A 2,930-nucleotide genomic window follows, 5' to 3' on the forward strand; every position below is an offset into this window, starting at 1 on the left:
CATGGGCTATCATAACGCCCGTGCCTTTTATATTGGTGGTAAATTACTTCGCAAACACTGGTAGACTCTTGTGCAAAGTGTGGTAAAAAGAACCGCAAGGCTGGTAAAAACTGACCGCAATACTCATCCTACTTGATGTATAAGAATCCCCCGCCTAATACGCCTTCTGAAGTTACTGATGGAATGCTTGGTTTGTTGTTACCAGAAAATATCGTAGGGAATGTCATTTCAGGTTTACCACAATTAGGTGGGGCGATTGCTCTTACTTTTGGTGCAATCATTATTGGTAGTGAATTTAAGTGGGGAACTTTTAAGACAGTTTTTATTCATCAGCCGAAGAGGTTAAATGTTTTAGCAGGTAAGCTATCGGCGCTTATCATGATACTCTTCATGTTTGTACTCGCTGTATTTGCAACCGGGTTACTATGCAGTTATTTTATTGCAACAATCGAAAATGTTCAAATTGATTGGCCATCATTCATGGAATTTGTAAAGGCATTATTGGCTGGATGGTTTATGGTTGTCATCTTGGCCATGTTAGGCACTATGCTTGCTACATTGTTTCGAGGGACAACACTCGCAATAGGCACAGGGCTTGTCTACATTTTTGTTTTGGAAGGTATGATTAGTGGAGCTGCTGAACAGTCAGAAGTGATTGAGAATATTGCAAGGGTATTGCCAGGCGTGAATGCTGGTTCTTTAGCTAACACACTTATTCCATCCTCCATAAAGGATATTGCTATAGGCGCTATCGACATTGTGGATGGAACTCAGGCTATATTTGTACTAACCGCTTATGCGGCAGGATTTCTCGTTTTGACGGGGTTATTTATTCGGCAGAGAGACATCATTAAATGATATCAGGAAGCTGGTGAAATATCTTTCTAACGACGTTAGAATTCTGATTCCTAATTAATTTCAAAAAAAGGGAAGTGTTTTAAAATGACAACTTTCAACGATTTCAAGTACGTGTTTCAAATGCAATTTAATAAGAATTTTGGATATTTGCCTTACTACGTTATTCTCCAAATTATCATTTCACTCGGAATTGTGATAGGCTTCACTTATTTAATCGGCAGCTCGGACACGGAAGCAATCCTTTTTTTAGCAACCGGGGCTCCCACTCTTGTACTAATTATTACAGGGATCGTTCTATTGCCTCAACAAATTGCTACTTCCAAAACGGAAGGGTATCATCAATTTTTACGTACTTGGCCGGTAAATAGATGTATTATCCTTGTGGCGGACACATTAATATGGTTGATCGTAGTGATTCCAGGTATTGTCATTTCGATCTTAGTTGCCCACTTCATGTTTTATCCTGGATATGATGTTACATGGACCCTTGTTCCGGCACTTTTGTTAACAGCCTTCACGTCAATAGGTATCGGATATGGCTTTTCTTATCTATTACCTCCGCAACTATCAATGGCGCTTTCTAATGTGCTTGCCTTTGGATCGCTTATGTTTGCACCTATCAATTTTCCTATGGAGCGGCTTCCTGCATGGCTTCAAAACGTCCATGATTTTTTGCTCCTGTATTCGATGGCTGAAGTAATGCGAGATGCATTGGCAACCTCAACGTTCGCTGCAAGTACCGGAAATTACGTTAATTTGGCGGTGTGGGGTATTGTCGGCTTCTGCGGTACCATTGTCCTTATAAATAAAAAATAACTCATTCAAGAGAGGCGAATCAGTGAGTACTGTACACAATTATTTTCATGAACTGGCTCACTCGGCCAGTGTCATGATCTTTCTGCTAGCTTTGGAAAACGGATTCATCTTTCCAAAACGGCAAAATATATGATGTTTATATATTATGTATAACCCAAGCAATCGTTGTAAAAAAACAATGATTATACAATAACCGCAATCAGAATGGGTGCCGAATACATTGACATAATGATTTATCATTCCTATCCGCAAAAGTTCATAAGCAACAAAACATCCTATACATTATGACCCGATTCTGGAATACCACTATTCCTCAAACGCGCCCGATTGAGGAATAGTCAAATCTAGGTTTTTACAGAAAAATTTAGTAAGACATAAGGGTATCGACCGGCTGCCATTGAAACCAACGTCCATGACCATCCGTATCACCAACAGTTAACTTGGTTTCCTTACCATTAATCCAATAATCGAGGTACAATGCTTTATCCCAGATATTATTGTAGACATGAATAACGTCTCTTTCTTTACCTATTCTCTTGATTTTATTTAATAAATCTAACTTCATATCTTCGGGTATTTGGTTCGCTACATGCGTATGGAAAATACATATTGCTTTATCTACAGGTATTTCCTTTACGATTCCCTCAAGTAATGATACCCCGTCACCCTCTATAAGTTTTAATGGTTGTTTTTTAAAAAGTTCAACTGCATCATCAAAAAGCTGTAACCTCTGTTCATGTTCCGGCCAAATAAGTGATTTCAGCCAGCTATATTCTTCATAATTATTAAGGTCAGTGATATTTAAGTCTAAACCTATTTTGTGAGTGACAGGAGGGGCTGAACTTGGGATGTCCGGTAGTTCACCTTTAACTTCTGAAGCAATATGTACATTTGAATTAACATCTCCGAATATCTCGTCAGTCCCATATGAATAGCTATATTGATCCCACATCAATTGTAAACCTGCACTTGTGCCGATTTCGATCATGGCCAAGGGTTTGTTCACCTGCTTATAAGCATAACAAAATGTTGGGTAAAGGTAAGCGCATCGTCTCACTTCATTTGTCTCTACTAGTTTACTTCTTAGAAGTCCGGTGAAAAAGTCAAATTGTACTAGGAATTTCCCTGCTTGATGTCGAATATTGTCTGTAGAACACTTATAAAAGGATGGTCCGTTTATGCATTCACCAAAGCAAAACCACGTTCAACCCAGCATGTTTCAATATATTGATATGGAGGATCTCATTCCCGAGCAC

General features: G+C 38.9%; 2 protein-coding genes and 1 pseudogene. 2 read left to right on the forward strand and 1 reads right to left on the reverse strand.

From position 1 onward, the window contains the following. The first annotated feature begins 183 nt into the window (after positions 1–183). Together ACFQ4A_RS16515 and ACFQ4A_RS16520 are read left to right on the forward strand one after the other, a co-directional pair. Positions 184–858: an ABC transporter permease subunit gene (locus tag ACFQ4A_RS16515; RefSeq protein ID WP_382402511.1), complete on the forward strand. Its 675-nt coding sequence runs from the start codon at positions 184–186 to the stop codon at positions 856–858. An 84-nt stretch (positions 859–942) separates the two neighbouring features. Then, the gene (locus ACFQ4A_RS16520; RefSeq protein ID WP_382402512.1) at positions 943–1,674 is read left to right on the forward strand and encodes an ABC transporter permease; all 732 of its coding nucleotides are present in this window, start codon (positions 943–945) and stop codon (positions 1,672–1,674) included. A 364-nt stretch (positions 1,675–2,038) separates the two neighbouring features. Here ACFQ4A_RS16520 and ACFQ4A_RS16525 read toward each other — a convergent pair. After that, positions 2,039–2,821, reverse strand: a pseudogene (locus ACFQ4A_RS16525) (DUF2332 domain-containing protein); the annotation flags it as partial. Positions 2,822–2,930: the final 109 nt, after the last annotated feature.

This window comes from Lentibacillus salinarum, assembly GCF_042679865.1.
Classification (GTDB): domain Bacteria; phylum Bacillota; class Bacilli; order Bacillales; family Amphibacillaceae; genus Lentibacillus; species Lentibacillus salinarum.